Below are 23,023 nucleotides of genomic sequence, written 5' to 3'. Positions count from 1 at the left end.
GAGTGAAGATGTTCCGTATCCTCAAGAAGAGTCTGAAGACCGGCGTCGTGACCGGACAGTATCCCCCGGGCGAGGCAACGGCGGAGCCGGCGCCCGAGACGATCAGGAAAGCCAGGCCGTTCCAGCGGTCGTTGACGATCCGCGAGGTGGACACCGGCTCCTGCAACGCCTGCGAGATGGAGCTGAACGCCTTGATGAACCCGGTCTACGACGCCGAGCGGTTCGGCGTCCAGCTCGCCGCCTCGCCGCGGCACGCCGACGTGCTCGTCGTCACCGGCCCGGTCACGGTGAACATGGCGCGGGCGTTGAAAGACGCCTACAAGCAGACCCCAGACCCCAAGCTCGTCATCGCGCTGGGCGACTGTGCCATCACCTGCGGGGTCTTCAAGGGGAGCTATGCGGTCACCGGACCGGTGGACCGGCACATTCCGGTGGACCTCCGCATTCCCGGCTGCCCGCCCCGCCCGGCCGAGATCCTCCGCGCGCTTGCTGATCTGCGCCCGCGCCGGCGGCCGCCTCAGAGCGATTGACGTTGAGCGTCTCTGTCTCCGTCCCGTCATGCAGGGAGAACAGGCGCGCCCGGGGGATCACAGCCATCTCGAAGCGAAGCGAGGCCTTCACCAGGGCGCGCCGCAGGGCCTGGCCGCCGGCTGTGTCGCTTCCGAGGGACGCGGCCCAGCCCTCTGTCGCCGCCTCGATCGCGTGAAGAATCGCACAGGTGCGGGTGAGCGAATTTACACCGTCCGGGAGCCACTCCGGGGGTTCCGGATGGTCTGCCGGGATGACCGCGGCCAGGTGAAGTCCCAGAATCTCTTGAAAAGTCAACGAGGATGGCGGCTCGCCCGAGTCAACCGAAGAGAGGGGGGCCGGCGGGAACGTCTCTTGCCACCGACTCGGCCCAGGTGGGGTGGCCATGGAAGTCCTGCTTCTCCTGTTCCTGGGATTCGTGATGTGGCTCCTGCTGAAGCTGTTCTGAGCGGGTCGCCCCGTCCGCCTCGCCGACCGCTCAGGTGCGCCGCCTAAGGATGGCGCGGGCGGTCGCCTCCTCCCCCCGCGCCGTTCCCTTTCTCGCCTCTGTCCTTCCCAACCAGCATGCACAAGCAGGATCGGCCCCCACGGGGCCGCGGTCATTGACTGGGCGGCGGCCGGCGAGTATAAGACCGCGACGGATCGGCGCGCCTCCGCGCGCCCCTCCTCCGGGATCTCATGGCACCGACGACCTCCCACGCGACCCTGTTCGACTGGCCGCCGCTCGTGCTCGCCACAGCCATCTTTCTCCTCACCTATCTCGTCATCATTCTGGACCGCTGGAACCGGGCCGTCGTCGCGCTGCTCGGCGCCGCGCTCGTCGTGGGCCTGGGCGTGCTGGATCAGGAGCAGGCCGTCCGCGGCATGGACTTCAACACCATCGGGCTGCTCACTGGCATGATGGTCCTCGTGGGGATCACGCAGAAGACCGGGGTGTTCCAATTCCTCGCGATCCGGGCGGCCAAGGCGGCGAAGGGCCACCCGTGGGGGATTCTCGTCATGCTGTCGGCGGTCACGGCAGGACTCTCGGCGCTGCTGGACAACGTCACCACGGTGCTGCTGGTGGCGCCGGTCACGCTGCTGATCGCGGACGAGCTGAAGCTCCGGCCCTATCCCCTGCTCTTCGCCGAGATCAACGCCTCCAACACGGGCGGGACGGCGACGCTGATCGGCGACCCGCCCAACATCATGATCGGCTCGGCGACCGGGCTGACCTTCAACCAGTTTCTCCTGCATCTCGCGCCGCTTTCCGCGATCGTCTTCGCCGCGACCCTGGTGCCCCTCTGGCTGCTCTACGGCCGGGCCCTCGGCGGGACGCCGGAAGCGCGCGAGCGGCTCCTGGCCTTCAACGAGTACGAGGCGATCCGGGACGGGCGCTTGCTCCGGTCCTGCCTCGCCGTCTTCGGCTTGGTGCTCCTGGGGTTCGTGCTGGCGCACCCGCTGCGGCTGGAGCCGGCCACGATCGCGCTGGGCGGCGCGGCCCTGCTGCTCCTGCTGGTGACGCGGCGGCTGGACCGGGAGCAGGCGGCGCATCAGATCCAGGAGTGCTTCGCTCAGGTCGAGTGGGTGACGATCTTCTTCTTCTGCGGCCTCTTCGTGATCGTGGCCGGGGTCGAGGAGGCGGGCCTGCTCGCGTGGCTGGCCGACTGGCTGCTCTCGCTCACGGCGGGGGACTTCGCGGCGACGACCATGGCCGTTCTTTGGGGCTCGGCGCTGCTGTCCGCCCTCGTGGACAACATCCCGTTCGTCGCGACGATGATCCCGATGATCGAGGCGATGCGGCCGGTCTTCGAGCAGGCCGGGGTGACCGGCGAGCGGTTCGAGGGGATCTGGTGGGCCCTGGCGCTCGGGGCCTGCCTAGGCGGGAACGGGACGCTCGTCGGGGCCTCGGCCAACCTGGTCGTGGCAGGCATCGCCGAGCGGAACGGCGTCCCGGTGCGATTCCTGCCGTTCTCCAAGGTCGCGTTCCCGCTCATGCTGCTCCAGGTCGGGCTCGGTGCGCTCTATGTCTGGTGGAGGTACCTATGAAGGCTCGGGACGTGATGACGACCGACGTGCAGACGCTGGCGCCCGGCTGCCCGGTCGGCGACGCGCTCCGCCGCTTCGCCGACACGAAGCTGCAAGCGTTCCCCGTCCTGGACGCGACGGGCCGGCTGCTCGGCACCCTGTCGGTGCTGAGCATTCTCCAGCGCGCGCTGCCACCCTACATCGTCTCGGGGGACCTCCGGGATGTGGGGTTCGCGCCGGACCTGAACCAGGTGCGCGAGCGGCTGGCCCGGCTCCGCGCCGAGCCCGTCTCCAAGCTGCTCGATCCGGAGCCGCCCACCGTCGGCCCCGAGACGCCGCTGCTGGAATGCGGCGCCTTGCTGCTGCACAAGGCACGGACCAGCTTTCTGCTGCCCGTGGTGGACGAAGCCCGGCGGCTCGTCGGCGTCATCGCGCCGTGGGATTTGGTCAAGGAGGTCGTGGATGACGGCGGGACCGGTCGCGCCGAAGCGTGACAATCTGGGCGCAGGCCGTCGGGGTTCGTCCCATGCTGATCTTTCTGACCTGGATTCACATGCTGGCGGCGTTCGTCTGGATCGGCGGGATGCTATTCCTGACTCTTGCGCTCGTCCCCGTCCTCAAGCGGGAGGCCTTCGCCGCCCAGTGCGGCCAGCTCTTCCAGGCCGTCGGGCTCCGGTTTCGGTTTCTGGTCTGGACGGCGGTGCTGGTGCTCCTCACGACCGGGCCGGTGCTGCTGGTCCTGCGGGGCGACTCGCTCGCCGATCCGGCCGGCTGGCCGCTGGTGCTCAAGGCGAAGCTGCTGCTCGTCGCGCTCCTGATCGCGCTCTCCGCCGCCCACGACTTCTGGCTCGGTCCCAAGGCGGCCGCGTTGCGGCGCGGCGCCCTGGCCCCCGAGTCGCCGCTCGCCGCGGCGTTGGTACGCTTCTCCCCCTGGCTCGGCCGGGCCGCGCTGGTCGTCTCGCTCCTGGTGCTGCTGCTCGCGGTGACACTGGCCCGCACGTAGGCCTTCGCGTCAGTCGCAGCCCTTGCGGTGCCCCGAGCGGATCACGCCGTTCGCGTCGGCGAAGAAGATGAGCTGGCAGTTTTCGCCCTGCCCATAGAGCGGGAGCAGGTGATACTCATCGGCCTGGCCCGGCATCCGGTCAATCGTGAAATCCCAGACCATCTCGACCATGCCGTCGGCGGACTCCTTCGGGTGCAGGTTCGGCGGGCCCAGCTCGTAGTAGAGGTCCTGCTTGTTCTTCCCGATCCACCGGTTGATCACGTCGTCCCAGGTCTGGTAGGGACCCCGGACCCCGGGCTCCATCTGGCTCGCGCAGCCGCCGGCGAGCAGGAGGACCGCGACCATGACGCCAACGAATCGCATGGACAACCTCGCCTTAAATATAGGGTGGGAGTTGGCGCCCGCATCTGGACGCCGGCGCAAGAGCGCCGTAGTATACGCAGAACGCCCGCCGGCCGCCAGCGAAAGCGAAACGGCACGGGGAAGCCCCCTGCCGGCGTGCGGACCGGAAGCCGTCGGGGAACGGCTTGACTACAGACGCGACTTCCGGCATCCTCGTTCCGGCCGGGGAGCCGGAGGGCCGCTATGCGGGATGTGCTGGTCGCCTTGTGCGGGCTCACGCCGCAAGTCGTGACCGAAACCCTCTGGGCGCTGCATCACCGTACCCCGCCGATCCACCCCGCCGAAGTCTGGATCCTGACCACGCAAGCCGGCCGCACGGCGTGCCTCGACAAACTGCTGGGAGCGAATCGCGCGCTGACGCAGTTTGTCCGCGAGTACCGGCCGAGACCGGCGCCGCGCTGCCCGGCGTCGCACATCGTCGTGCTCACCGGGGCGGGCGGACGCCCGCTGGAGGACGTCCGGACCGAGCAGGACAATGCAGCGATGGCCGATCAGATCGCGGCGTTCATCCGCCGGCAGACCGAGCGACCGGACGCCCGGCTGCACTGCTCGGTGGCGGGCGGCCGCAAGACGATGGGCGTGCTGTTGGCGAGCGCGCTGCAGTTGTTCGGGCGGGAGCACGATCGGCTCTACCATGTCCTGGTGCCGCCGGAATTCGAGTCGCTCGATCGCTTCTTCTTTCCCCCGACACGTCCGGGATGGGTGACCGCGCGGGACGGGCGGCGTCTCCACACCAACCAGGCCCGCATCGAGCTGGCAGAACTTCCCTATGTGCGCCTGCGCGGACTCCTGCCGGCCCAACCGCATCGGACGATCGGCCCGTTCAGCGCGATCGTCGAGACTGCCAACCGGCGGCTCCGCTTGTTACAGGATCCCGAACCGGTCCGGCTCACCGCGCGGGATGCCGGTATACGCATCGGTGACCGGATCGTGACGCTCACTCCGACACAGATGGCGCTCTATCGGGCGCTGGCCCGCACCAAGCTCCAACATTGCACGCGCCACGATCTCCGCACGTGCGGCGACTGTACCGACTGTTATGTGACGTTTACGAAAAGCACCTGGGAAGCCACACGGCACCTGCTGGCCGAACGAGCCGGTTGTCCGGTGCTGGAGGAGAGTAGCGACGAGAAAGATATCGCCAACCAATTCCGCTCGCTCGTCAGTAAGCTGAACAACAAGCTGGACAGCGCCGTCGGGCTTGTCGGGACCGAGAATCCCTACCGAGTGCGCTCGGCCGGCCCCAAAGGTGAGACCGCCTACGGCCTGGCGCTCGACAAGACAAAGATCTCGATGGGGTGACTGGATCAGGATCGGGTGAAGAGCCCTCACCGGCACAGAGGAGTCACGACGTCCAAGACCGATCGAGCGGTGGCGAGGGACGTGTCGGCATGAACCCGCTGCGGCATGCCGGAGGGGAGGAGACCTGGGAGCGCATCCATCACGGCAACCATGTGCCGATGGTCCTCGTCAGGAAGCCGGTCACACAAGTCCATGAGCGCATGCGTCCGTAGAATCGCCTCACCTCGCCGCGCACACAGCGCCTTCAAGGCTTTCTCGGCGCACTGTTGTGCATGGAAACAGGCTTGATTGAACAACCCGTCCTCGAGGGCGAGTTCCGCCATGCGGAGATCCTCGGCGGCAAACGTCAACCAACGAGTCGCATCCTCCTGTGGATGTAAGGGCATAACAGCTCCCTTCTTCAGGATTTCTTCCCGGAAGAACGGGCGGTGCAGGCAGGCGGCCGCCTCTTCAGGGGTATACGCCAGGAACTGGACGCCGACCCGGGGATGAGTCAGGGTGGCTAATCTGGCCGATCGAGACACAAACGGCTCCGACGAGCGCATGACGACGAACAGATCGAGGTCGCTCCACTCATGAACACGCTCCGTCGCCACGGAGCCAAACACACGGAGTTGAAGCACGGTGGGCTCGTTGGCCAACACCTGCCGAATACGTTCGAGTTCCTGACGCAACCGTGTACGGCGGTCGCTGGCCTCAAGAGGAGTTGCCTGTGCCATCGCGTGGAGTGGACTCTCCAAAATCCAGCGGAAACCTAGCACAAACCCCCGCATCCGGCAACGTTTCCGTCATGGACTGGGTGCCAGATGCTTGTTAAAACGGTGACCAGCAACAGGAGCGGGCCACAGCCATGATCCTCATCAACACCGTCGGCACGTCGATCCTGACAACCTGGAAGGAGTTCGGCGATCGCTATGACGAGACCCACCGCGCCCGTTTGCTAGACGCCCTGCGGAACCTGCCCGAGACCGACCGGAAGCTCGGTGCCGAATTGACCTCCATCCGCTCGTTGAGGGATCAGCGTGCGGTGACGCCAGGCGATCGCCTCCTGTTCCTCGTGTCGGACACGCGGGAGGGAGCCTTCGTCGGGGATGTCCTGGTGGCCATGAGCCAGCACTGGGGATTCCGTGCCAACTCGCATGTCGTCGAGAAGTTGCAGGGCAATGATCCCAAGGCCTTTGCCCAGGGCTTGCGGAATCTCGTCAAGCACATTGCCACGGTCTATCGCAACGCGAGCATGAACGGCCAGCCGGTCGCCATCAACGCCACCGGCGGCTACAAGGCGCAAATCTCCTTCGCTGGCCTCATCGGCCAGGTGTTCGGCGTGCCGGTCTACTACCAATTCGAGTCCTTCCCGACCGCCATTCCCCTGCCGCCGCTGCCCATCTCGTTCGACATGACGGAATGGCTCGCCTATCGCCCCATCCTCGAGGCGCTTGACGAAGGCGAACAGGGCGAGTTCCTGCGGGCCGATGATACGCGGCTCAGGGCGCTGCCCGACCGCCTCAAGGTCTTGGTGGACACCAGCCAGGGCTTGGCAACCTTGAGCGCGCTGGGCACCCTGTACCACGAAGGCTTTCGCGACCGGTTCCGCGCGCAGGCCGACTTGCTGCTGCCCAAAGCCTCGGGTCTGGTACCGGAGGCCAAGAAAATTCACTACGAGGACGGGAACGCCGGCAAGCACCGCCGCTTGGCCGAATGGCTGGAGCGCATTCGTGCCGTGCCGTATGTCACGAGGATTCAGACCTTTCACTACAACCCGAGCCGGCCGGGCCGCTCGACCATCGAGCCCGATCCAGCCCATGGCGACCGCGTGATCGCCATCTACGCAACCCATGATGCGACCACCAAGGCCTACGTGTTTCTGTCCGAAGATGACGCAAGGAAAGCCCAGGCGGCGGCGGCGGACCTGGCGGAGAGGCTCCGATGACGATGTCCACGATTCACTGCCCCGCCTGTGGGGCCGCGATCCCCCTAACGGAGGCCTTGGTGGCCCAAGTGCGCGCGGCGGTCGAAACGGATCTCAAGCGCGCCTACGAGGCTCAGATCCAGTCGGCCGTCAAGCAGGCTGAGAGCCGAGCCAAGGAGCAGAGTGCGCAAGACCTCAAGCTCCTGCGCGAGCAACTGGCCGAACAGGAGCGCAAGACCCGGGAAGCCCAGGAGGCCGAGCTGGCCCTGCGCAAGGAGAAGGCCGCGCTCGAAGCGCGAGCCCGCGAGCTGGACTTGGAGGTCGCGCGCCGGGTGGATGCCGAAAAACAGAAGCTCGAAGAGCAGCTCCGCAAGCTCGCCGCCGACGAGCAGGCGCTCAAGCTCAAGGAGAAGGACAAGCAGATCGAAGACCTCAAGGCCCTGCTCGAAGAAGCCCGCCGCAAAAGCGAGCAGGGATCCCAGGAGCGACAGGGCGAAGTATTGGAGTTGGACCTCGAGGCAAGCCTCTCGCGAGCGTTTCCGCAAGATCACATCAAGCCGGTGCCCAAGGGCATGCGCGGCGCCGATGTCATCCAGGAAGTGCGCGACGGGAGCCTGCGGCCCTGTGGGACCATCATCTGGGAGACCAAGAACACCAAAGGCTGGAGCCCGGCCTGGCTCGCCAAGCTCAAGGACGATCAGCGGGCGGCAGGGGCCGGCGTCGCCGTGCTGGTGTCGGTGGCCCTGCCGGAGGAGGTCACGACCTTCGGCCTGGTGGACGGCGTGTGGGTCACGAGCCTCGCCTGCTACCTCCCCCTCGCCGTCGCGCTGCGCGAGCAACTCATCCGGACCGCCTTCGCCAGGCAGGCCGCCGAAGGGATGCAGGAGAAAATGGCGGCCCTGTATCGGTACCTTGCCGGCGACGAGTTCCGCCACCGGGTCGAGGCGCTGGTGGAAACCTTCAAGGCGATGGAAGACCAACTCGCGAAGGAGCGCCGGGCGATGGAGAAACTCTGGGCCGAGCGCGCCAAGCAGATCGAGCGGCTCATGACGAACACCGCCGGCATGTATGGCGCCATCCGCGGGGCGATCGGGGGCCAGTGGCCGGAAATCCCCGCGCTCGACCTTGGGGCACTGCCTTCACCGGAGGAGGCGACGTGAGTGAGGCGCGCCTGCCCGAGTTCCTGCGGCCGTATTTCTGGGATACCGACTTCGACCGGTTGGATCTCGTCGAGCACGAGTGCTTCATCGCCGAGCGGCTCATGGAGAAGACCACACCGGAGACCTTCCGGTGGCTGCTGGCCCAGTACCCAATAGAGGCGCTTCGTGACATTGCGCAACACAGCCGGCGACTGCCGGCCCGTGACCGGAACTTCTGGAGACTCTACCTTGCTCAGGCTTGAGGCGCTGACCCCAGAGGCCAGGGACCTGGCACCGGCCCTCTGTGCGAGCTTGGCGGGGACAGACTTCGTCCTCGCCGGCGAGACCGGACTGGCGCTACAACTCGGGCATCGGATTTCGGTGGATTTCGACTGGTTCTGTCGGCCCGACGCGTTCCCCCCGGACTGGCCGGCCGATTGAGTGCGCTCGGACGCCCCATCACCATGCTGCAGGAGCGAACAGATACCGTGGAATGTCTGCTGGCAAACATGCGCTGCACGTTCATGGCCTTCCGGCCCGCCTTTGGGCCTCCCATCGAGCGATTGCACGGGAGGCCCATCGCGCCGATCGAGGACATCGGCGCCATGAAGCTCGTCGCGGTGAGCCAACGCGGCGCCAAGAAGGATTTCTACGACTTGTATGCGATCCTGCAGGAACGGCCCCTGCGCCAGCTCGTCGAACGGCTGCGGGCTATGTATACGGATCCTACGCCCAACCCGGCACACATCGCCAAGTCACTGGTCTATTTCGAGGATGCGGAGCAAGACCCCGATCCCCGGCTCCTGAACCCGGTCGCCAGGGAGACAGTCACGCGGTTCTTCGCCGAGCACGCCAAGGCGCATGCGACGGTCTTGATGGAAGTGGGTGCGTAAAAGGCGTCTGGCCGGGCGACGGCCAGACGACGAGGCCTCGGGCAGGCGGCAACGTTTCCGCGCTGGACAAGAGAGACGGAAATCTGCAAAAGCTAACACCTAGTGAAACTATAGGCTGGCACGAACGATGGTACCAATGTCGAGGTTTACCTATACCGTGCGCTTTCTCACTCCGGCCTTGCTAAGGGATGCTGAGCAGCATGGCCGGTGGCGCACCCCGCCGTTGAAGGCGCTGCTGCGGTTGCCGGCAGTGGGAAGGATCAAGCGGATCGTGTTGGCTGGCCACCGCTTCAAGAACCTGTTTGACGATCTTGGGGTGCAGGGTCCGGCCGGGATGAAAAGGCAGAACGATGCGCTCCGAGCCCTTGGAATAAATCCGGTGATTCCCTTTCGTGCGGAGCTAGGTAAATCCGGCTTGCAACAACATCGTTTCCGCCTTCGGTGCCGTTAACCGTGGCGGTTTAGGCACTGCGGACCTCGATGCGGTCGTCAGGATTTCACGGCTGAGGAGTGCAGCTCGTTCGTCAGGCGAGAGCGTGTCCACATACAACTCGATCGCCTCACGGATATTGGCCATCACCTCGTCGAGGGTCTCCCCTTGCGTATGGCACCCTTTCAGTTCCGGACTGTAGGCGAAATACCCGTGCTCGTCGCGCTCGATCACGACGCTGACGCGAGAAGTCATCGTACGCAATGGCTCCCTGATAAAGCGGCAAACATCACTACCATAAGCCAGGGAAGGGGGAGCGGTCAATGACCGGCTCTGCGTTCAGTCGAAGACGCCAACGCACCAATCATCCGTGGGCAACGTTTCCGTGCTGGACAGGCTCGATGGAAATCGGTAGAGAGACGGCCCCGTAGGCAGAGAGCAGGACAGCGAACCATGGGCGCAATGACGAAGATGGAGTACACCGTCCGATTCCTCACCCCAGCCTTTCTCGGCGATGCCGAGCAGAGCGACCGGTGGCGTGGCGCACAGACGACGGTGACGCCGCGCACATGAATCTTCGGAAACTACTCGGACGAATCGCAAGCGGTCATCTCGACAATGTCTCGTTTCGCGACATGCAACGGTTGGTTGAAGGCTTCGGATTCGAACTCAAGCGGGTCAGCGGGAGCCATCACATCTTCGAACATCCTGCGATCACGGAACTGGTCAATCTTCAGGAGGTTGACGGAGAAGCCAAACCCTATCAGATTCGCCAATTCTTGCGACTGGTGGAACGATACAATCTTCGGCTGGAGGACGAGCCATGAGCGATTACCACATCAACATTTTCTATAGCGAGGAAGACGGCGGATACATCGCAGATATTCCGGATCTGGAATCCTGCTCCGCCTTCGGGCGCACACCCGAAGAAGCTTTGGCTCAGGTCGAGCAGGCCAAGGCAGCGTGGTTGGACGCAGCACGCGCGACAGGCAAGCCGATTCCGGAGCCCCGCTACCGGCCGGCGATCTATCAAGCCACTCGGTAGCGCGGACGCGCGACAGGGGCACACAATGATCACACTCGACTACACCGTCCGATTCCTCACCCCGGCCTTCCTGGGCGATGCCGAGCAAAATGGCCGCTGGCGGACGCCGCCATTCAAACATCTCCTGCGGGAATGGTGGCGGATGGTGTACGCCGCCGAGCACGGCTTCACCGTGAAGGTCGAGGACATGCGCCGAGAAGAGGGGCTCCTGTTCGGCAATGCGTGGCTGGAGAATGACTATCGGAAAAGTCTCGTGCGGCTACGATTGGACCGATGGGAGCCAGGTAATCTGAAGAGCTGGGAAGGTCTGGAGCAATCTCCTGTCATGCACCCCGAAGTGCAACGGACAAACTACAAGGTTGGTCCCCATGCCTATCTGGGCTACGGGCCGCTCGATGGGCGAGGCGGTACCAAACTAAGCGACAAAATCAAGACCGTCGTCAATGTCGGCGAGTCCGCGACCCTCTCCCTCGCGACACCTGATGAGCACGCTGCTCGTCTGCAACGCGCGCTCTGGCTCATGGACCGCTATGGTACGGTGGGCGGGCGAAGCCGAAACGGCTGGGGGTCGTTCACCCTGACCCCAACCAACGGCACGCCGGCTCTAAGCGACACGGTCACTGCGCGCAAGTGGCAAGACGCGTTGAACCTCGACTGGCCCCACGCCATCGGTAGAGACGACAAGGGCCCGCTCATCTGGCAGACAAAACCCCATGAAGATTGGAAGTCGTTGATGAAGACACTGGCCGTTACCAAGATCGGGCTGCGGACGCAGTTTGTGTTTCCACCGTCTGTGAAGCCACCTCATTCTCGCCCGTTGGAACGGCATTGGCTCAGTTATCCAATCACCACGCATATGGTTCGTGAGTGGCAGAAACGCAACCTGCGGTTGCCCAACACCCTCCGCTTCAAGGTGCGCCCCGCGCCTAACGATCCCAAGAAGCTCGTCGGGGTGATCGTGCATCTGCCGTGCCTCCCGCCGCAAGAGTTCGGGCCGAACCGATCGGCGATCGAGCGCACCTGGCAGACCGTGCACGCCTTGCTCGATGAGCTGTGCCAGCCGAAGAACAGTCGGACCTATCGCCTGATTGAGGATGAGACGAGACGAGGGAAGCTTAAGCCAGAGTTGGATAGGGTGGTTCTCGAACGAATCTCGGAGTAACCCATGAGCAACGACCTCCTCTGGCAAACCAAACTGGCTGCTCGCCTCCACGACCCGGCCGAAAAGGCGTTGGTGTTGCTCCGCGATCCAGCAGGCCACAAAGGCGGCAGTATTGTCGAGGTCGGCAAGGCGCTCGGCTTTGCTACGCGGACTGTGACGCGCCGGGACGGCTCGACCGTGGACAAATTGGACCTCGGCGCCGACATAGAAACGATCGTCGAACGAGCCGACCATTGGGCCGCAGCAGCCGACCGAGCGCAGTTCCCCAAAGATACCACCGAGCGGTTCGTCCCGTGGGCGCAAGTGCGCTTTGCTGACGAGGGCGAGCTGGTGCATCCGCTTTCGTCGGACGAGCGCTATGAGGTCCGAAACATCGGCCAGCAGATCCTGGCCGAGCATATCAAGGCAGTCAGCAGGGACCACTTGAAGCAACTGATTCACCACAAGCCGGACGACTCACCAGATTATCGGCTCACCGCGCTCGCCTTTTGGCGATTCGGTCCGGAACTGGGAAAAGAACTCGAAGGCATTGGCCCTTTGTGGAATCTTCTTCCCGCTGACACCAGAACACCGGACCACACCATCTGGCAGCATCTCGATTTGGCATCCGCTCTGGCCGGTGCGATGGCTGGCGACAATCGGCCGGCGCTGCTCACGCTCTCCATCGGCCCCGTCCAAGATTTCATTGCGGCGGCTCGCTCGACCTCGGACCTGTGGGCCGGCTCGCATTTCCTCTCGACGCTGGCCTGGCAGGCCATGCAGAAGGTCGCCGAAGCCTACGGGCCGGATGCCATCCTCTTCCCACAGCTTCGCGGCGTGCCAGTGGTGGACCTCTGGTTGATCGAGCAGGGTGTCCGGGCGGATCTCTTCAAGACCACGGCGTGGAACGACACGAAGACGGATTACAACCCGCTGTTCGTGGCGGCGCTGCCCAACAAGTTCGTCGCGATCGTCCCGGAGCGTGAGGCCGCGCAACTCGCGAGCAAGATTCGAGACCGGCTCCGCCAGCGGGTCCTCGATGAAGCGCGGGGCATGCTAAACCGAGTGCTCCAAGCCATCGGCGAACAACCGCAGGGTCAATACTGCTACCGACAGATCGAAGAACAGCTCAAAGATTTCCCAGAAGTCCACTGGTCGGTCGTGCCGTGGGTCGATGCAGCGTAAGCCGAATCATCTCTGCAAGCGTTTGGTCCCGCTGGTGAGAGACCAGCCTTCTTCGCGAGCGAGGCCTGGACAATCCTCACGAATCCCATCCAGCCAGAGCAAGGCTGGCGGTTTTGGGAGCCCAATGACGGCATCCTCTATCCGGCCATCCACGAGCTCGGGGAACGGACCTTGGCCGCAGCCAAGAGCGCCCGCTGTTTCTCGCAACTCACCCAGCGAGGCTACCGGGATTCTCTCACGGGGGAACATGAATGGTTGACCCTCGATGAAGCGCAACTCGATCAAGGCTCTCCGCGAAGACGGACCGATATCCTGTGGGCCCGAGTGTCGAACGCAAAGCCCTCCTGGGCGAAGAAGGGGGAACACCTGTCGGCCTTTGGCCTGATCAAGCGGCTGTGGCCGGAACGATTCACCGACTGGATCAAGGACAGCCGATGGTACCAGGGCCTTGCCGACCAACCCGATCTGAGCCGCTACGTCGTCTCGACGCATGTCATGGCCTTGGCCCCCTCGCTCGAACGGTTCATGACATACGGGCCAGCGGATCTGAAGGCTCGCGAGGCCTACCAGAGGCTGGCAGAGCAAACCAGGACACTCAAGCGTCCGGCTCTGCCGCGGCGGCTCATGCGCAGGGCGTTGCGCGAGCGCGAGTGGTGGGAGGTCGCCACGCGTCTGCCTGCTCTGATCGAGCAGGAGCGCGAGCGGGTGGAGGATGAACAGGAAGAAGCCTCGATTGCCAAGGTCGTGACCCAGATCGAGACAGCCATCGGCCAGCCGACCGAACGCTACTACGGTCTCCTCCTCATGGATGGTGACCGCCTGGGTGAATGGCTTTCAGGTAAGCAGGCTTTGTCGTACGAGAAGGTATTTCACTCTCGGGTGGTTGAAGGGCTACGGGCGTACAACCACGAAGGCCTCCGCAAGTACCTTGAGGTTCCACGTCCTATATCACCGGCCCGCCACATGGCCATATCCGCCGCGCTGAACGGCTTTGCCCTCGATCTGGTGCGGCATGTGGTGGAAGACGAATGTCTCGGGAAGGTGCTCTATGCCGGCGGTGATGACGTCATGGCCATGGTCTGCGTACGCGACTTGGTCAAGGCGATGGGCTTGTTGCGCCTCGCGTACTCAGGAGGGTTCCTGGACGGACGACAGCAATCAAGCCTCACCTCGAAGATGAACTTCAAGCGCGGGTTTGTCCAATTGGAGAATCGGTTGTACCAAGTCATGGGCACGCAAGCCACCGCTTCCTGCGGGGCGGTCATCGCCCATTATCAGGCGCCACTCGCCATGGTGCTGCGGGAGTTGCGAGCGGCCGAGAAGCGGGCGAAGCAAGACGGTGACCGCGATGCCTTCTCGATCACCGTCATCAAACGCTCGGGTGGGATGCTTACCTTCACCGCCAAGTGGGGGGAACCGCTGGAGGCGCTGCTGGCTCTGCGCAAATTCCTCGCTGATCCGGCGGTGTCGCGCCGCGCGGTGTACAACAGCCTCGTGTGGCTCAAGGACCTCCCCCGCGACGCCTCGCCAGAGATGCTGGGGAGCCTGCTGGCCTATCAGTTCAAACGGCAGACCTCCCGCGAGGCAACGTGGCAACAACATAAAGGACCTCAATTGTGCCAGCGGATTGCGGCGCTGGCTTGTGCAAAGAGCGAGAAGGATCGCCTCGACTGGCTCACGCGCTTCATGGGTGTGGCGGAGTTTCTCGCACGCGAGGCGCGGGGCTGGCCCGACGAGGCGGCACCAGTCACGGCAACAGCAGGCCGCTCAAGGGGAACCGAGGAGGGGCGATGATCGCAACGGCAACCAGACAGACCGTCTTCATCGAGCCGCTCGATGTGTTGGTCCTGCGCGGCAACAAGCTCTTCGGCGATCCGGGCAGTTTCGGTGAATCGCTCGTGCCGCCCTGGCCCTCGGTCGCGGCGGGTGCGATCCGCTCGGCGCTGCTGGCACACAAGGGTGTGGACCTTCAGCAGTTCGCGGCGGGTCAGGTTTCCGACCCCGAACTGGGCACGCCGGCCACTCCCGGTCCATTTCGGATGACAGAGTTCCGTCTCGCCCGCCGCTTTGCCGACGGGCGAGTCGAGCCACTCTATGCCCCACCGGCCGATCTTGTCATCCGGCGCGAGGGGGGCGGCAAGCTCGAATGTGTACCTATGAGGCCCCAGGAACTGCCGAACGGTCTCAAGTCCTCGGTGGCAACCCCGCGACACGCCGTGCTCCCGGAGCGGGAGCGCTCCAAGCCGGAAAGCGGCTACTGGCTGACGCACGAGGGCTGGTTGACCTATCTCCAGGGCAAGGCACTCGGTCCAAAGCGGCATCTCGTGAAGACTTCGGACCTCTGGGTATTCGACACCCGCGTCGGCGTGGGGCTCGATCCAGCCAAGCGCAGCGCGGCTGAAGGTAAACTCTTCACCGTCCAGGCTGTCGCGATGAAAAAACGACATCAGGCCGGGGACAACGGGTGCAACTACGATGTCGGGTTTCTCGCCGAGGTCGAAGGAGCAACCATTCCGAACGGGCTCATGCTGCGGTTTGGCGGCGACGGGCGTGCGGCCCGCGCGCATCGGGTCTCATCGATTCCGGGCAAGCCCGATCTTGTGGAGGACATTGTGAAGAGCCGCCGATGTCGTCTCACCCTCACGAGTCCGGGGATCTTCCCCGGAGGGTGGTTGCCGACCGGCTGTCGGCGGGAAGACGACGGCACCATCCACTTCGACTTGCACGGGGTCAGGGCCCGTCTGGTCTGCGCGGCCGTCCCGCGGGCGGAGGTCATCTCGGGCTGGGACCTCGCGAAGTGGCAACCGAAGCCCGCGCAGCGGGCGGCGCCGACCGGATCGGTCTATTGGCTGGATCAGCTCAATGCGACGCCGGAGCGGCTTCGCGAGTTGGTCAATCAGGGCCTCTGGAGCGATCCGCCGGAGGATACCGCTCGGCGAGCCGAGGGCTTCAACCGGTTCACCTGGGGTCTCTGGCCATGAGGCAGCTACCACACCGTGCGAACCGGATACTGCTGGATCGCGCGATCGGGAGTGCAGACGACCAAGCCATGGGCGATGGCTTGACAGACCAGCATACGGTCGAAGGGGTCTCGGTGCAGGGCCGGCAGCTTGACCATCTGCGCAACAGCCTCCTCGGTCAACGGCAAGGGCGCGATGCGATGAGCCTCTCGTTGTTCGACATAATACCGCTCGGGATCAACTGGTTTGGACAGGGCCAGACGACCAGCCCGGTGTTTGACCAGGATTTCCCAGAGAGAGATCGAACTCAGGTACACCTCGTTGCGGGGATCGGCGATATGGGCGCGGGCCTCCTGCGACAACTCCGGCTCGTCCCAGATCAGCCACAAGAAGGTGCAGCTATCGAGCAGCAGCCTCACGAGGCTCCACGGCCCTCGAACAGCGCGAGCAACTCCTCGTCAAGAGGCTCGAAGAACGAGGGCAGGACATGGCCCATACCCTTGGCCAATCCGATCGGACGCGGTTCCGTCACGCTCGATATGGGAATCGGCTTCAGCTCGGCCACTGGCTTGTTGCGGCGGCAGATCACGACAGTTTCTCCGGCCTCGACCCGATCGAGCAGTTCGGAGAGATGAGCTTTTGCCTCATGGAGATTGACGACATTGGACATGGTCAAAGAATAGGTCATCAACTTGGTCAAGTCAAGGAGCGCGAATTATGTTTGAAAAACGTGCTGTTCTCTTCCTCTACGCCGTCAGCCCCGTCCACATGGGCGCTGGCCAAGCCATCGGCATGATCGACAATCCCATTCAGCGCGAGCGCCACACCGGGCATCCGTGCTTTGCGGGGAGCGGCATCAAGGGAGCCGTGCGGCACGGGTTCGAGACCATCGGGGGCGACGGCCGTCTCATCGAGGTCCTCTTTGGTCCGGAGTCTGGCCGCGACAACTTGCATGCCGGCGCTGTGAGCTTTGGCGATGCGCAGTTGGTCGCGTTTCCCGTACGAAGCCTGAAATGTGGCTATGTCTACGCCACCTGCCCGCAGGCCCTAGCCCGGGCCCGACGCCTCATGGAGGCTGTGGGCCTCTCAGTCTCATGGCCGGATCTCCCACCCGTTAACGACGGCGACTGTCTCGTGGCCAATCCTGAACTGCTCTCCCAGCGCCAGATCAACGGCCAGCAGACGGATGTGTTGCACCTGGAGGCCTTCGAGTACACCGCGAGGGACAAGCAGAACCAACCTTTGCAACAGATCGCAGCGGACCTGGCGCAACGAGCCATCCCCGACGGCAACGGCTACGACTTCTTCCGCAAGAAGTTCGAGACCGACCTCGTGGTGCTCTCCGACACCGACTTCGCTTATTTCGTCCAACACGCGACCCTCGTCGAGCCGCATGTGCGCATCGAGTATGCGACCGGCACCGCAGCCGACGGCGGGTTGTTCTACACCGAAAATCTGCCGCCGGAATCCATCTTGATCGCGCCGGTCCTTGCCAGTGCGACTCGAACGGGCAATGGCGCAAACGGCGAGATGCCGGCGGGTGAGGTGCTGGCGAAAGTCAGCAATGCGATCAACGGAAAGCTCTTGCAGATCGGCGGTGACGCCACCACCGGCCGAGGGCTCGTGGTGGCCAAGCTCGTGGAGGGCAACTGATGGCGACGGCAACCGAAACGACACAGGCGACCCGTCCGACGTTGGAACAATTGCGCGCGCAGCATGCGTGGGAGAAAGCCCACCAGGGCATCCAGCAGCACAACAAGGATTACGTCAATGACGCCAAGGGGTTGCCGGCGCTCATCATGAACTCGGGACTGATGCAAGTCATGGCCTTCCTGCACGACAAAGGTGGAAGGCACGAAACGCTCGTCCAGCACCTGCGCGATTGGCTCCATCGGCAATGCGGTACGCCGAGCGACTTCGAAGCCTTCATGCAGGCGCTGATGAAGGCGTCACCGCAAGAATATCAAGCCATCACCGCCGAGGCTTTCGCCTGGCTCAAGTGGCTCAAGCAGATGGCCGCAGCGAGACAGCCATGACCGATGGCCATGTGTTAGCTGGACAGGCTGCGGAGGCGTGTGAAAGCTTCCCGAGGGGTCACGACTTCCATAGCTTCGATCTTGCGTAAGGCCAGCAGGGCTTTGTCTCCTGTCACCAGCAGCTCGGCGTCGACAGCAAGCCCGGCGCCGACGATCGTCGCATCTTCGGGGTCGGAAAACCCGGGCGGCGGCGTCCAGTTGCCGTCGGGAACGACCGTGGTCCAGCTCAGCGCCGTCCGGACGGCCGTCAGGTCGTCGGCGGTGGCGCCGAACTTGTTGCGCAGGATGCGAACGATCTCCTTACGGATCATCGGGCAGAGCAAGAGTTCGAAGGCGCCCCGGCCGTGGAGCCGCAGGGCCAGGCGAACCAAGTCGGCGCACAACCCCTCTGTGGTGAACGCAGCGATCCAAACATTGCTGTCCAGCAGGCAGGTCAAGAGATGTCCTGGAAGACATCCTCGTCGGTTACGTATCCGGCTCGCTTAGCCCGCGGAACGAGCCGCTTGCGCACGCGTTGGAAGGCGGCAAGTGCGATCTCGCGCCGCACCATCTCCCGCGCCAGATCACTCTTGCTGCGCTTGGTCCGGCGCGCCAGCCGGTTCAATTCGGCATTGAGTTCGTCGTCGAGTCGGATGGTCAGGGTTGTTGCCATGATGCACCTCTGTCATCACGGTGGGTTACTGTAGCACATCATTGAGGGAGCACGCTATGCCGATCGCCGCGGTACCTGCCTATCTGGGGAACGAGTTCCAAGACGCTTCGCCGGCCTTGCGGTTCGGCATGTACCTCAAGCTGTGGGGCATCAATCGTCGCAGCAACGCCCTGCTTTGGACCACACACGATATTGGCTACGAAGTGCGCGGGCAAGATAGACGAGAACGAGAAGTCCGTTATGAGAATAAGACCGATGCCCTGAAGCAGTCCTCGCGATTGATGGACATGGACAAGGCAGCCAAAGCATCACTTGCGTTGCGTCAATCCTGCGTTGCCGTCACTCTGCTCCCGACGCAACTTCTGCGCTTGGAGGCCCAAGCCATCGCCCCCTTCACCACCGGCCTCGGCAACGAACACCCGCTGGAGAACGGCTTTGCCTTTCTCAATCCCTACGGGCTGCCCTATCTGCCCGGGAGCGGCGTCAAGGGCGTGCTGCGGCAGGCGGCGCGAGAATTGGCGAGCGGGAAATGGGGGAAGACACACGGCTGGAGCAACGAGAAGCACTATCGGATCAACGTGGGGACGAAGAATGACCCGAGGTGGCTGAACCTGTCCATGCTGGATGTCTTGTTCGGCCGCGAGACCGCATCCGGCGACACAGACCACGTCCGCGGGGCACTCTCCTTCTGGGACGTGATCCCGCAGATCGCTGGCGAGAGCCTCATGGTCGAGATCATGACGCCGCATCAGAGCCACTATTATCAACAAAAGGTCCAGGCCGGCAGCACCACCCCCCACGACTCCGGCCAGCCCAATCCGATTGCCTTCCTTACGGTCCCGCCGGGTTCCCGCTTCACGTTCCACGTCGTCTGCAATGAGGCCCACCTGGCGCGATTGACCGCCGAAAAGGCGCCGGCCGCTCCCAATCTGCTCGCCGAGGGTGAGACCCACTGGAAGGCACTCCTCGAAACAGCCTTCCGGCACGCCTTCCAGTGGCTCGGCTTCGGTGCGAAGACGGCTGTGGGGTACGGAGCAATGACGATGCAGACCCACCACACTCCGACTTCTAGCAGGGAACGACAAGCGGGCCCTCGGCTGCTCGCGCGCTTTCGAACCAGTCTGGGACAGGATCTGCCCCCACAGCGCGGCCTTCCGAAACCGTGTGGTCACAGGTCACGCTGACGTATCAGAAGGGCGGCGGGGGAGTGGTCACCGCCCAGGGCGCGCAGGGAAAAGCGGAGGCGCGAGGCCCCGCAGCCCAGGCATTCCTGAAGACGCTGAGCGAAGAACAGCGGACGCGGTTGGACAAGAAAGGGCAACTCGCCGGAGTCTCCGTTGTCGTTCTGGTCGAGGGCAACCGGCGGGTGCTGCTCCGGCTGGGGTAACACGCCCGGCGAAGCCAAGCGGCGAACGTGGAAGGCCGGCCATGACGTCCCATCACCGGGAGGACCGTCATGGCAACATTTCTTGAGTTGACATCAACGGACAAACGCCGTAGATGGTTACCCGCAATCGGCCAGGACGGGAGGGGCTGGGGATAAACGGACACGGACCATGACCACGGTGCTGGACCAGAGCTGCCGCGTGGCGCTCGCTGCGCTGTTACACGATCTGGGGAAATTTGCCGAACGGGCTCGGATCCCCGAGGCGGACCAGCGAGACCGCGACGGCCTTTCCCTGCTTGATCGGAATGTGCCGCTCTACTGTCCCAAGTTTCACGAGCGGCACACGCATCTCCATGCTGCCTACACCGCGATCGCGATAGATCTGCTGGAGCGGCATGTCCCGGACCTCGTGGGCGAGGACATGACGCCCTTCGCGCCGTGGAAAGACAAGAACGCCGACGATTCGCCGATCAACGCCGCGGCCAAGCACCACCGCCCGGAGACCTTCCTGCAATGGGTCATCGCCACGGCCGATCGTCTCGCTTCTGGCTTCGAACGAGAACAATTCACAGCCTACAACGAGGCCGGCGAGCAGACGGCGACACACAAGAACCACTACACAGCCAGACAGCTCACCTTGCTGGAGCAAATTCGGCTCGACGACAGGCCGAGCGGGCCGCTCCATTGGCGCTATCCGCTTCAGCCGCTTTCGCCACAGGCGATCTTTCCGGTCGAAGCCGCGCACTGCGAGCAGGATGACACAGAGGCAGCGCAACGGGAATACCAAGAGCTCTGGAACGCCTTTCTGAAGGGTCTCCAACGGATCCCGCCCTCGCACCGCCGGTCACTCCCACTCTGGCTCGACCATTTCGAAAGCTGCTGGCTCACGTTCGCCCATGCGATCCCGTCCGCGACGGCCTTCGGCGTGAAACCCGATGTTTCCCTGTATGACCATTCCAAGGCGGTGGCAGCCTTGGCGGTGGCCTTGTGGCGCTGGCACCGGGACCGCGACGATACCGCCGACCATGCCCGTGAGCAGTTGCGGCTGATGTGGGACAAGGACCGGAAGGGGACACCAGAAGCCGAGGCGGTGTGGAACGAGCCCAAATTTCTGCTGATTCAGGGCGACTTCTGGGGCATTCAGGAGTTCATCTTTGCCACCGGCGGGGAAACCCAACGCCAGGCCGCCAAACTCCTCCGTGGCCGATCGTTCTATGTGTCGCTGCTCACGGAGTGTGCAGCCCTGAAGGTCTTGGAAGCGCTAGAGCTCCCCTCGACCAGTCAAGTGGTCAATGCCGCGGGCAAGTTTCTCATCGTCGCGCCGAACTCCGAATCGGTCTCCGACCGGCTTCGAGCCGTCCAACGCGAGCTCAACCAATGGTTCCTTGAACGCACGTTCGGACAGTCGGGTATCGGGTTGGCATGGCTTCCGGGGGCCGCAGTGGATTTTCGCCGGGGCGAGCAAGGCGAGAGTTCGTTCCGCGAGCTCATAAAACGGTTGTTCGAGCAGTTGGAAGCAGTGAAGTTACAGCGATTCGACCTCTGCCGTCCAAACGCGGTTCCTGCCGCCTTCACAGGCTTCCTCCATCAATTCGAGAACACCAAAGGCGTCTGCGCCATTGATGGCCGCTCACCGGCGAAGGAGCGGCTCGCGGGAGACCGGGATGTGTGGGTAAGCAAACTGGCCAAAGATCAAATCGAAACCGGCCAATGGCTCGCCGGTTTCGATCGCATTCTGATCACGCGTGAAAGCCTCGACCACCGCACGCTGCAGGTGCCGATATTCGGCTATTGGGTCAACTTTACCGCGAGCGAAGATGTCACTGGACGGTTCGGCCAAGACGCAGCATCGGGCAACCTCGTGCGCGCGTGGGATTTCTCGTTGCCAGGGTCGGGCAATCAACCGCTGTGGAACGGCTACGCGCGCCGCCACATCAATGCCTATGTCCCGCGCTTTGGCGATCTCACGCAATATGACCACGATCGGTACCAGGGGCTCGAAAAACCGGAGCGTGCGGAAGAGCCCAAGACCCTCAACCACTTGGCCTTGGATGATCGCTTGCGGATCACCGACGAGCACGGCCACACGCGCTGGGTCGGCGTGGAAGCCTTGATAACCTTGAAAGGCGACGTCGATAACTTAGGCCTCATTTTCCAGAAGGGGGTAGAGGAGCCCACCTTCGCCAAGATGGCGGCCTTGTCCCGCCAGATGAACGCGTTCTTTGCGATCTGGCTGCCGTGGTGCTGCCAACAGGAGTTTCCCAATACCTACACGGTCTTTGCCGGCGGCGACGACTTTTTCATGATCGGCCCTTGGCATTCCACGATCAAGCTGGCCCAGCGCATGCGCAAGGCGTTTCGTGACTATGCGGCCCGCAACCCCGACCTGCACTTTTCAGCCGGGCTCTCCATGACCAAGCCGGGCCTTCCCATCAGGGAACTGAGCCGGCTGGCGGAAGAGGCGTTGGACCGGGCCAAAGGAGTCGAGAAGACAGTCAATGGAACAGTCCGGCGCAAGAACGCCGTGACCTGCTTCGACCAGGCCGTCTTTTGGGACGAGTTCGAAGACCTGCTCAAGCGGGAAGTCGAATTGACCCAACTGGTTCAGCAGTATGGGCTCACGAGCGGGTACCTCTACGATCTCCTCCGCTTTACGGACATGGCCGGCAAGGTTCACGACCGGCCCGAGATGGCGCTCTGGCATTCGCACTTTGCCTATCGCACGCGGCGCTTGGTCGAGACCAAGATTCGGCGAGGGCAGGACCGTACGGACATCGAGCGCCGGCGCCGCGAGTGGCAGGAAGCCTTGGCGAATGAAATCGTCGGCAACGGGATCGGAAAACACGGGGGGGCATACAAGATCGCCCTGTTTCTCCACTTGTATCAACAACGCGACTAACGGAGGGACGTATGCCGCAACCTGCACCGCAAGCACAGCAAGGCCGTCGGGACAGGCCTGAGCCATCCCGATCAAGGCCTCCGATTGATCTGACACGCATTCGGT

Annotated in this window: 28 protein-coding genes and 1 pseudogene; 21 read left to right on the top strand and 8 right to left on the bottom strand. The window is 63.8% G+C overall.

The features are described from left to right. Positions 1-8 precede the first annotated feature (8 nt). The 4 genes from ACWHYQ_RS05840 to ACWHYQ_RS05825 all read left to right on the top strand — a co-directional run bounded on the left by ACWHYQ_RS05840 (position 9) and on the right by ACWHYQ_RS05825 (position 3,538). Positions 9-530, top strand: a complete 522-nt coding sequence (locus ACWHYQ_RS05840) for an NADH-quinone oxidoreductase subunit B family protein (RefSeq protein ID WP_447974789.1) — start codon at positions 9-11, stop codon at positions 528-530. A gap of 676 nt (positions 531-1,206) precedes the next feature. Next, the gene (locus tag ACWHYQ_RS05835) at positions 1,207-2,556 is read left to right on the top strand and encodes a sodium:proton antiporter (RefSeq protein ID WP_447974788.1); all 1,350 of its coding nucleotides are present in this window, start codon (positions 1,207-1,209) and stop codon (positions 2,554-2,556) included. Continuing rightward, entirely contained in the window at positions 2,553-3,029 is a 477-nt protein-coding gene (locus ACWHYQ_RS05830) for a CBS domain-containing protein (RefSeq protein WP_447974787.1), read from the top strand. Before ACWHYQ_RS05835 ends, ACWHYQ_RS05830 begins: the two co-directional genes overlap by 4 nt. Positions 3,030-3,061: 32 nt before the next feature. Then, positions 3,062-3,538 (top strand): DUF4149 domain-containing protein, encoded by a 477-nt coding sequence (locus tag ACWHYQ_RS05825; RefSeq protein WP_447974786.1) that lies wholly within the window; start codon positions 3,062-3,064, stop codon positions 3,536-3,538. A 9-nt stretch (positions 3,539-3,547) separates the two neighbouring features. Here ACWHYQ_RS05825 and ACWHYQ_RS05820 read toward each other — a convergent pair whose 3' ends face one another. Continuing rightward, positions 3,548-3,901, bottom strand: a complete 354-nt coding sequence (locus ACWHYQ_RS05820) for a hypothetical protein (RefSeq protein WP_447974785.1) — start codon at positions 3,899-3,901, stop codon at positions 3,548-3,550. Between the two features lie 222 nt (positions 3,902-4,123). Between ACWHYQ_RS05820 and csm6 the strand changes: the two genes are divergently transcribed. After that, positions 4,124-5,242 (top strand): CRISPR-associated ring nuclease Csm6, encoded by a 1,119-nt coding sequence (gene csm6 / locus ACWHYQ_RS05815; RefSeq protein WP_447974784.1) that lies wholly within the window; start codon positions 4,124-4,126, stop codon positions 5,240-5,242. A 26-nt stretch (positions 5,243-5,268) separates the two neighbouring features. Here csm6 and ACWHYQ_RS05810 read toward each other — a convergent pair whose 3' ends face one another. Continuing rightward, positions 5,269-5,961, bottom strand: a complete 693-nt coding sequence (locus tag ACWHYQ_RS05810) for a HEPN domain-containing protein (protein WP_447974783.1) — start codon at positions 5,959-5,961, stop codon at positions 5,269-5,271. A gap of 131 nt (positions 5,962-6,092) precedes the next feature. Between ACWHYQ_RS05810 and ACWHYQ_RS05805 the strand changes: the two genes are divergently transcribed. From ACWHYQ_RS05805 to ACWHYQ_RS05785, 5 genes are read left to right on the top strand one after another with little or no spacing between them, the layout of a single operon-like run. Further along, positions 6,093-7,172, top strand: a complete 1,080-nt coding sequence (locus ACWHYQ_RS05805; RefSeq protein ID WP_447974782.1) for a putative CRISPR-associated protein — start codon at positions 6,093-6,095, stop codon at positions 7,170-7,172. Continuing rightward, complete coding sequence (locus tag ACWHYQ_RS05800) at positions 7,169-8,311, top strand: DUF2130 domain-containing protein (RefSeq protein WP_447974781.1); 1,143 nt, start codon at positions 7,169-7,171, stop codon at positions 8,309-8,311. The genes ACWHYQ_RS05805 and ACWHYQ_RS05800 overlap by 4 nt, the downstream gene beginning before the upstream one ends. Then, the gene (locus ACWHYQ_RS05795) at positions 8,308-8,553 is read left to right on the top strand and encodes a DUF6922 domain-containing protein (RefSeq protein WP_447974780.1); all 246 of its coding nucleotides are present in this window, start codon (positions 8,308-8,310) and stop codon (positions 8,551-8,553) included. The genes ACWHYQ_RS05800 and ACWHYQ_RS05795 overlap by 4 nt, the downstream gene beginning before the upstream one ends. Continuing rightward, positions 8,540-8,731, top strand: coding sequence for a hypothetical protein (locus tag ACWHYQ_RS05790; RefSeq protein WP_447974779.1), 192 nt, complete (start codon positions 8,540-8,542; stop codon positions 8,729-8,731). Before ACWHYQ_RS05795 ends, ACWHYQ_RS05790 begins: the two co-directional genes overlap by 14 nt. A 47-nt stretch (positions 8,732-8,778) precedes the next feature. After that, complete coding sequence (locus tag ACWHYQ_RS05785) at positions 8,779-9,183, top strand: nucleotidyl transferase AbiEii/AbiGii toxin family protein (RefSeq protein WP_447974778.1); 405 nt, start codon at positions 8,779-8,781, stop codon at positions 9,181-9,183. Between the two features lie 181 nt (positions 9,184-9,364). Here ACWHYQ_RS05785 and ACWHYQ_RS05780 read toward each other — a convergent pair. Then, positions 9,365-9,568 (bottom strand): annotated as a pseudogene (locus tag ACWHYQ_RS05780) (hypothetical protein); the annotation flags it as partial. 15 nt (positions 9,569-9,583) lie between these two features. After that, positions 9,584-9,868, bottom strand: coding sequence for a type II toxin-antitoxin system HicB family antitoxin (locus ACWHYQ_RS05775; RefSeq protein ID WP_447974777.1), 285 nt, complete (start codon positions 9,866-9,868; stop codon positions 9,584-9,586). 314 nt (positions 9,869-10,182) lie between these two features. On the opposite strand from ACWHYQ_RS05775, the gene ACWHYQ_RS05770 reads away from it, so the two are divergent. The 6 genes from ACWHYQ_RS05770 to ACWHYQ_RS05745 are packed head-to-tail and all read left to right on the top strand — an operon-like array spanning position 10,183 to position 15,965. Beyond that, positions 10,183-10,440, top strand: coding sequence for a type II toxin-antitoxin system HicA family toxin (locus tag ACWHYQ_RS05770; RefSeq protein WP_447974776.1), 258 nt, complete (start codon positions 10,183-10,185; stop codon positions 10,438-10,440). Further along, on the top strand, positions 10,437-10,658 hold the full coding sequence (locus ACWHYQ_RS05765; RefSeq protein ID WP_447974775.1) for a type II toxin-antitoxin system HicB family antitoxin: 222 nt from the start codon (positions 10,437-10,439) through the stop codon (positions 10,656-10,658). Before ACWHYQ_RS05770 ends, ACWHYQ_RS05765 begins: the two co-directional genes overlap by 4 nt. 25 nt (positions 10,659-10,683) lie before the next feature. Beyond that, on the top strand, positions 10,684-11,820 hold the full coding sequence (locus ACWHYQ_RS05760) for an RAMP superfamily CRISPR-associated protein (protein ID WP_447974774.1): 1,137 nt from the start codon (positions 10,684-10,686) through the stop codon (positions 11,818-11,820). A gap of 3 nt (positions 11,821-11,823) precedes the next feature. After that, positions 11,824-12,984 (top strand): type III-B CRISPR-associated protein Cas10/Cmr2, encoded by a 1,161-nt coding sequence (gene cas10 / locus ACWHYQ_RS05755; RefSeq protein WP_447974773.1) that lies wholly within the window; start codon positions 11,824-11,826, stop codon positions 12,982-12,984. A gap of 12 nt (positions 12,985-12,996) precedes the next feature. Further along, complete coding sequence (gene cas10 / locus ACWHYQ_RS05750) at positions 12,997-14,778, top strand: type III-B CRISPR-associated protein Cas10/Cmr2 (protein ID WP_447975528.1); 1,782 nt, start codon at positions 12,997-12,999, stop codon at positions 14,776-14,778. Continuing rightward, entirely contained in the window at positions 14,775-15,965 is a 1,191-nt protein-coding gene (locus ACWHYQ_RS05745) for a type III-B CRISPR module-associated Cmr3 family protein (protein ID WP_447974772.1), read from the top strand. The genes cas10 (ACWHYQ_RS05750) and ACWHYQ_RS05745 overlap by 4 nt, the downstream gene beginning before the upstream one ends. A gap of 5 nt (positions 15,966-15,970) precedes the next feature. On the opposite strand, the gene ACWHYQ_RS05740 is transcribed toward ACWHYQ_RS05745, so the two are convergent. Together ACWHYQ_RS05740 and ACWHYQ_RS05735 are read right to left on the bottom strand one after the other, a co-directional pair. Beyond that, on the bottom strand, positions 15,971-16,363 hold the full coding sequence (locus ACWHYQ_RS05740) for a type II toxin-antitoxin system VapC family toxin (RefSeq protein ID WP_447974771.1): 393 nt from the start codon (positions 16,361-16,363) through the stop codon (positions 15,971-15,973). Continuing rightward, positions 16,360-16,632: a type II toxin-antitoxin system Phd/YefM family antitoxin gene (locus ACWHYQ_RS05735; RefSeq protein WP_447974770.1), complete on the bottom strand. Its 273-nt coding sequence runs from the start codon at positions 16,630-16,632 to the stop codon at positions 16,360-16,362. The genes ACWHYQ_RS05740 and ACWHYQ_RS05735 overlap by 4 nt, the downstream gene beginning before the upstream one ends. A gap of 29 nt (positions 16,633-16,661) precedes the next feature. Here ACWHYQ_RS05735 and cmr4 point away from each other — a divergent pair, with 29 nt between their 5' ends. After that, entirely contained in the window at positions 16,662-17,597 is a 936-nt protein-coding gene (gene cmr4 / locus ACWHYQ_RS05730) for a type III-B CRISPR module RAMP protein Cmr4 (protein ID WP_447974769.1), read from the top strand. Then, positions 17,597-17,980, top strand: coding sequence for a type III-B CRISPR module-associated protein Cmr5 (gene cmr5, locus ACWHYQ_RS05725; protein ID WP_447974768.1), 384 nt, complete (start codon positions 17,597-17,599; stop codon positions 17,978-17,980). Before cmr4 ends, cmr5 begins: the two co-directional genes overlap by 1 nt. A 14-nt stretch (positions 17,981-17,994) precedes the next feature. On the opposite strand, the gene ACWHYQ_RS05720 is transcribed toward cmr5, so the two are convergent. After that, positions 17,995-18,417, bottom strand: coding sequence for a PIN domain-containing protein (locus ACWHYQ_RS05720; RefSeq protein WP_447974767.1), 423 nt, complete (start codon positions 18,415-18,417; stop codon positions 17,995-17,997). Further along, positions 18,414-18,632, bottom strand: a complete 219-nt coding sequence (locus ACWHYQ_RS05715; RefSeq protein WP_447974766.1) for a CopG family ribbon-helix-helix protein — start codon at positions 18,630-18,632, stop codon at positions 18,414-18,416. Before ACWHYQ_RS05715 ends, ACWHYQ_RS05720 begins: the two co-directional genes overlap by 4 nt. A gap of 56 nt (positions 18,633-18,688) precedes the next feature. Here ACWHYQ_RS05715 and cmr6 point away from each other — a divergent pair, with 56 nt between their 5' ends. From cmr6 to cas10 (ACWHYQ_RS05700), 3 genes are all read left to right on the top strand, one after another. Continuing rightward, a complete protein-coding gene (cmr6, locus tag ACWHYQ_RS05710; RefSeq protein WP_447974765.1) occupies positions 18,689-19,816 on the top strand; it encodes a type III-B CRISPR module RAMP protein Cmr6 in 1,128 nt (375 codons plus the stop codon). Beyond that, the gene (locus ACWHYQ_RS05705; protein ID WP_447974764.1) at positions 19,795-20,019 is read left to right on the top strand and encodes a hypothetical protein; all 225 of its coding nucleotides are present in this window, start codon (positions 19,795-19,797) and stop codon (positions 20,017-20,019) included. Before cmr6 ends, ACWHYQ_RS05705 begins: the two co-directional genes overlap by 22 nt. A 169-nt stretch (positions 20,020-20,188) precedes the next feature. Continuing rightward, the gene (gene cas10 / locus ACWHYQ_RS05700; RefSeq protein ID WP_447974763.1) at positions 20,189-22,918 is read left to right on the top strand and encodes a type III-A CRISPR-associated protein Cas10/Csm1; all 2,730 of its coding nucleotides are present in this window, start codon (positions 20,189-20,191) and stop codon (positions 22,916-22,918) included. Positions 22,919-23,023 lie beyond the last annotated feature (105 nt).

This window comes from Nitrospira sp. Kam-Ns4a, from assembly GCF_965152595.1.
The sequence above is the reverse complement of the archived record's forward strand: the minus strand, read 5'-3'. Positions and strand labels throughout refer to the sequence as shown.

Excerpts from the sequence above, each read along its gene's own strand:
- ACWHYQ_RS05840 (WP_447974789.1), top strand. The coding sequence starts at position 9 with ATGTTCCGTATCCTCAAGAAGAGTCTGAAGACCGGCGTCGTGACCGGA.
- ACWHYQ_RS05835 (WP_447974788.1), top strand. The coding sequence starts at position 1,207 with ATGGCACCGACGACCTCCCACGCGACCCTGTTCGACTGGCCGCCGCTC.
- ACWHYQ_RS05830 (WP_447974787.1), top strand. The coding sequence starts at position 2,553 with ATGAAGGCTCGGGACGTGATGACGACCGACGTGCAGACGCTGGCGCCC.
- ACWHYQ_RS05825 (WP_447974786.1), top strand. The coding sequence starts at position 3,062 with ATGCTGATCTTTCTGACCTGGATTCACATGCTGGCGGCGTTCGTCTGG.
- ACWHYQ_RS05820 (WP_447974785.1), bottom strand. The coding sequence starts at position 3,901 with ATGCGATTCGTTGGCGTCATGGTCGCGGTCCTCCTGCTCGCCGGCGGC.
- csm6 (WP_447974784.1), top strand. The coding sequence starts at position 4,124 with ATGCGGGATGTGCTGGTCGCCTTGTGCGGGCTCACGCCGCAAGTCGTG.
- ACWHYQ_RS05810 (WP_447974783.1), bottom strand. The coding sequence starts at position 5,961 with ATGGCACAGGCAACTCCTCTTGAGGCCAGCGACCGCCGTACACGGTTG.
- ACWHYQ_RS05805 (WP_447974782.1), top strand. The coding sequence starts at position 6,093 with ATGATCCTCATCAACACCGTCGGCACGTCGATCCTGACAACCTGGAAG.
- ACWHYQ_RS05800 (WP_447974781.1), top strand. The coding sequence starts at position 7,169 with ATGACGATGTCCACGATTCACTGCCCCGCCTGTGGGGCCGCGATCCCC.
- ACWHYQ_RS05775 (WP_447974777.1), bottom strand. The coding sequence starts at position 9,868 with ATGACTTCTCGCGTCAGCGTCGTGATCGAGCGCGACGAGCACGGGTAT.
- ACWHYQ_RS05770 (WP_447974776.1), top strand. The coding sequence starts at position 10,183 with ATGAATCTTCGGAAACTACTCGGACGAATCGCAAGCGGTCATCTCGAC.
- ACWHYQ_RS05765 (WP_447974775.1), top strand. The coding sequence starts at position 10,437 with ATGAGCGATTACCACATCAACATTTTCTATAGCGAGGAAGACGGCGGA.
- ACWHYQ_RS05760 (WP_447974774.1), top strand. The coding sequence starts at position 10,684 with ATGATCACACTCGACTACACCGTCCGATTCCTCACCCCGGCCTTCCTG.
- cas10 (WP_447974773.1), top strand. The coding sequence starts at position 11,824 with ATGAGCAACGACCTCCTCTGGCAAACCAAACTGGCTGCTCGCCTCCAC.
- ACWHYQ_RS05745 (WP_447974772.1), top strand. The coding sequence starts at position 14,775 with ATGATCGCAACGGCAACCAGACAGACCGTCTTCATCGAGCCGCTCGAT.
- ACWHYQ_RS05735 (WP_447974770.1), bottom strand. The coding sequence starts at position 16,632 with ATGACCTATTCTTTGACCATGTCCAATGTCGTCAATCTCCATGAGGCA.
- cmr4 (WP_447974769.1), top strand. The coding sequence starts at position 16,662 with ATGTTTGAAAAACGTGCTGTTCTCTTCCTCTACGCCGTCAGCCCCGTC.
- cmr5 (WP_447974768.1), top strand. The coding sequence starts at position 17,597 with ATGGCGACGGCAACCGAAACGACACAGGCGACCCGTCCGACGTTGGAA.
- ACWHYQ_RS05715 (WP_447974766.1), bottom strand. The coding sequence starts at position 18,632 with ATGGCAACAACCCTGACCATCCGACTCGACGACGAACTCAATGCCGAA.
- cmr6 (WP_447974765.1), top strand. The coding sequence starts at position 18,689 with ATGCCGATCGCCGCGGTACCTGCCTATCTGGGGAACGAGTTCCAAGAC.
- cas10 (WP_447974763.1), top strand. The coding sequence starts at position 20,189 with ATGACCACGGTGCTGGACCAGAGCTGCCGCGTGGCGCTCGCTGCGCTG.